Annotated in this window: 7 protein-coding genes; all 7 read left to right on the top strand. The window is 59.1% G+C overall.

Annotation, left to right across the window (positions count from 1 at the left end):
* A partial coding sequence (locus OO25_RS21605) for a hypothetical protein (protein ID WP_206778547.1) occupies positions 1 to 1,229 on the top strand: 1,229 nt, incomplete at its 5' end.
* Positions 1,229 to 1,927: a lambda exonuclease family protein gene (locus tag OO25_RS21600; RefSeq protein WP_040182863.1), complete on the top strand. Its 699-nt coding sequence runs from the start codon at positions 1,229 to 1,231 to the stop codon at positions 1,925 to 1,927. The genes OO25_RS21605 and OO25_RS21600, both read left to right, overlap by 1 nt.
* Complete coding sequence (locus OO25_RS22340) at positions 1,924 to 2,604, top strand: hypothetical protein (protein WP_052465763.1); 681 nt, start codon at positions 1,924 to 1,926, stop codon at positions 2,602 to 2,604. The genes OO25_RS21600 and OO25_RS22340 overlap by 4 nt, the downstream gene beginning before the upstream one ends.
* Positions 2,601 to 2,789 (top strand): hypothetical protein, encoded by a 189-nt coding sequence (locus tag OO25_RS21590; RefSeq protein ID WP_040182862.1) that lies wholly within the window; start codon positions 2,601 to 2,603, stop codon positions 2,787 to 2,789. The genes OO25_RS22340 and OO25_RS21590 overlap by 4 nt, the downstream gene beginning before the upstream one ends.
* Entirely contained in the window at positions 2,789 to 3,193 is a 405-nt protein-coding gene (locus OO25_RS21585; RefSeq protein WP_052465762.1) for a recombination protein NinB, read from the top strand. Before OO25_RS21590 ends, OO25_RS21585 begins: the two co-directional genes overlap by 1 nt.
* On the top strand, positions 3,190 to 3,534 hold the full coding sequence (locus OO25_RS21580) for an HNH endonuclease (protein ID WP_052465761.1): 345 nt from the start codon (positions 3,190 to 3,192) through the stop codon (positions 3,532 to 3,534). The genes OO25_RS21585 and OO25_RS21580 overlap by 4 nt, the downstream gene beginning before the upstream one ends.
* Positions 3,535 to 3,547: 13 nt before the next feature.
* On the top strand, positions 3,548 to 3,813 hold a 266-nt coding region (locus OO25_RS21575; RefSeq protein ID WP_040182860.1), incomplete at its 3' end, for a hypothetical protein.

The following is a 3,813-nucleotide window of genomic DNA, read 5'->3' as shown; positions in this document are numbered from 1 at the left end:
TCCCATACTCGCGCCGGGGGTCTTTTCCGAAAGGTGAGACAATGAACGAACAAGTGAATTCTTTGGCACTATCTCTGCCTGAGCCCACATCCCTCGCCGCGATCCTGAAAAAGCAGGATGGCCTTGGCGACATGTTGTCTAAGTTGGAGGCCGCTGCCCGCAAGGAAGCAGAGGGCAAAGACGTATCCACACGGAAAGGGCGGGATGCGCTGAAGTCGATCGCGCACAAGGTTAGCCAATCGAAAGTTGAGCTGGACAAGCAGGGCTTGGCTCTCACAGAGGAAGCGCGGAAGGAAATCGAAGCCGTAAACGCAGGCCGAAAGTTGGCGAAAGATCGCCTTGAAGCCTTGCGTGATGAGATCAAAAAGCCCGCCTTGGATTGGGAGGCAGCTGAGGCCAAGCGTGTTCAGGCTCTCACTGACCGTCTTTCAGAAATTGATGCAGGTCGGGTCGACACCCACTCGCCCTCTGAGCAGATCGCGTCTGTTCTCGCTGAAATTGAAGCGATCGAGGTTGGCGAAGACTGGCAGGAATTCAAAGAGCAGGCATCAGCCGCAAAGCAGGTTGCCATTTCTGCGCTGCAGGCCAGCCTTGCCGAAGCACAGAAGCGGGAAGCTGATGCCCGCGAGCTGGAAGAACTTCGCGCACTGAAGGCCGCCAAGGAGGAAGAAGAGCGCAAGGAGCGCGAAGCCCGTGATGCCGAAGCGCGCTTGCAGGAGCGCGTCGACAAAGCCAAGGCCTACATCAAGGAAGTGGGTGAAGGTCGGATCGGCGGTCAGCCTCAATCTTTCGACATCCTGATTTATGAGCTGGACACCAAGCTGCCTGCGATCGTGGATGAATTGGGCCGGTACGCCCAGGACATCCACGACTTGCGCAATGCAACCTTGTCAGACTTGAAAGCTCGGATGGAGCAGCAGCGCCTTGAGGATGAGGTGAGAGCGGAACAGCAGCGCAAGGAAGCTGCCGAGAAGGCCGCGGCAGACGCGAAGGCAAAAGCAGAGCGCGAGGCCGCAGAGAAGGCTGAGGCCGAACGGCACCGCATGGAGGAAGATAAGCGCAAGGCGGACGAGGCGCGCGCCGAGCGTGAGGCCGACGCCCAGCACCGCGCAAAAATTCGCACCGACATCATCGAGGCCCTGGCGTCCATGCGTGGCAATGCATCGCCCGAAGCGATTGCGGACGCTCTTATGGCAGGACAAATCCCCCACACAGAGGTGCACATCTGATGAACCAGATTACCCCCGTAAAACTGCACAACGCCGAGCAAGGTTCTGATGAGTGGCTGCAGCTTCGCTGCGGCGTCCTGACCGCCAGCGTGGTCAAGGAAATCGTTACGCCGACCCTCAAGCTCGCCGCGAATGACAAAACCCGAGCCCTGGCAAACAAGATCGCCATTCAGCGGATCACAGGCATCCCGGAAGATACCTTCACGACAGATAAGATGCTGCGCGGTCACATCGATGAGGATGTTGCGCGAGGCATCTACGCCGACAAATACGCGCCGGTTTCAGAGGTGGGCTTCATCACAAATGACCGCTTTCCGTTCTTTGGGTACTCACCTGATGGGTTGGTGGGTGTCGATGGCCTGATTGAGGTAAAGAGCCGGGATCCGCACCTGCATCTTGCGAGCATTACGGCGCGCGAACGTGGGGAGGGAATTCCCAAGGAGTACATGGCACAAGTCCAGGCCGGCCTGCTCCTTTCGGGCCGCGATTGGTGCGATTTCATCAGCTTCTCTCACGGCCTGCCCATGATGACCCACCGCGTCTTTCCAGATGCGGACTACCAAGCAGCCATCGCTCAGGCGGCCAAGGAGTTTGAGGCGAACGTTCAGGAAATCATCAAAGCCTATACCGCCGCCACCGCAGACCCTGCCACATACACACCAACCGAACGTATCGACTATGAAGGGATGATCCTGTGACTTCTATTCTTCACACCATCGCAGCAAAGTCTGACCAGCTGAACGCCGAAGATCTGATCGGCGGCCCTCGCACAATCACCATCACTGGTGTGCGCGTGAACAACTCTGAGGACCAACCGGTCTGGATCAGTTTCGAGGGCGACAACGGCAAACCGTTCAAGCCCTGCAAAACAATGCGCCGGCTCCTGATCCGCGTCTGGGGCGATGACAGCTCTGTCTACGCAGGGCGCGCAATGACCCTCTATCTGGACCCGGAAGTGAAGTATGGGGGCATGAAGGTCGGAGGCATTCGGATTTCCGCCATGTCCCACTTGGATAAGCCGCAATCGTTCTTCCTGACCGAGACGCGCGGGAAGAAAAAACAGCACACTGTCACCCCCCTGCAAGCACAATCCGCCGCGCTGCCAAATGAGCCGACCGCAGACGTAATCAATGAGGTTCTGCAAGATGCTGAGAAGGCGGCAAGGGGTGGTGTCGAGGAATTCACCAAATGGTGGAACAGCCCGCAGGTGAAAGCGAACAACTCACTGGCCCGCAAAATCGTAAGCGGCTCATTGCCCGGAACAGAGGACCGGATGAGCGCCATGCAGGAGATTGCGGCGAAGGCCGACGAACAGGCGCAGGACGACGCTGTGACTGAGGACGATCCGTTCAGCTCCAAAGTGGCCGCAGAATGATCAATCGCGCCGCGATCCGAGAGGCCTACGAGGAAAACCTTGCCGCCGTTCATCGGATCATCCCGAACCCTGGCGCCGAGGACTTTCGCCTGTGTGTGTCCTTGGCTGCAGAGCAGACCGACCACACCGAAGCCGAGGCGCTGAGCGTGATGGTTGATGAACTGGCTGAGAAAGGCGCTGCGTGATGCCAACCATCTATCTTGTCGGCCCCCAGCAGCGCGCATACGCCGCTGCGGCCCTTGCTCAAGCGCCAGACCGCGCGGTTGTCACGATCACCGCTGAAAAGCGCTCTGAGCCGCAGAACCGCAAGCTGTGGGCGATGCTTCACGACGTAGCGAAAGCCAAGCCAGAGGGCCGCCAGTGGACAGAGGACACGTGGAAATCAGCATTTATGCAGAGCCTCGGCCACCAGGTCCAGTTTGCGGAAGGCCTGGACGGATCCGGCCCCTTCCCCATCGGCTTTCGCTCATCAAAGCTCAGCGTGGCCCAAATGCGGGATTTGATCGAGGTGATCTATGAATATGGCACCCGCCATGGCGTCGAGTGGCGCGAGGCAAAGCGCGCGGGCTGGATGGGGTCAGAGCAATGAACCGCCGCCGGATGAACACAACCCGCCGCGCCCGCATCTTCGCGGCTGCAAACGGCGTCTGTCATATCTGCGGCGAACAGATCGACGGAACCCGTGAACGCTGGGACGCCGACCACGTTATCCCGCTGGAGATCAGCGGCGATGATAGCGACGACAACCTGCGACCGGCCCATGAGCGGTGCCATCGCGCGAAGACAGCGAAAGAGGACGTGCCGACCATCGCCAAGTGCAAGCGCGTGGCGGCCAAGCACAGCGGCGCGCACAAGCCGAAATCAACCCTGCCCGGCTCCAAGGGCAGCAAATGGAAACGCAAGGTAGACGGAACCGTCGTCCCTCGCTGAACGGAGAACACACATGACTGACACAAGCAAAGAGGCGGCATGGGACGCCCTGATGAACTACCAACAGGCTGACGAAGAAGGCATTATGGTGCTTGTTTCTCGGCAAGCTATCCACGAATGCAAGGATGAACGCGACGCCCTGCGCGCCCAACTGCAGGCGGCACGGGATGAGATTGCCATCTCAGAAGCGGCAGAAATCATTCTCAGCAACAGGTGGGGCGGCTACGGAAGCCCAAAAGCCATGAGGGCTATGTGCGATTATGTTTACAAGGACCGGGG

It is taken from the genome of Phaeobacter sp. S60 (assembly GCF_000826845.1).
Classification (GTDB): Bacteria; Pseudomonadota; Alphaproteobacteria; order Rhodobacterales; family Rhodobacteraceae; genus Phaeobacter; species Phaeobacter piscinae.
Note: the sequence above shows the minus strand (reverse complement) of the source record. Positions and strands in the feature narration are given on the sequence as shown.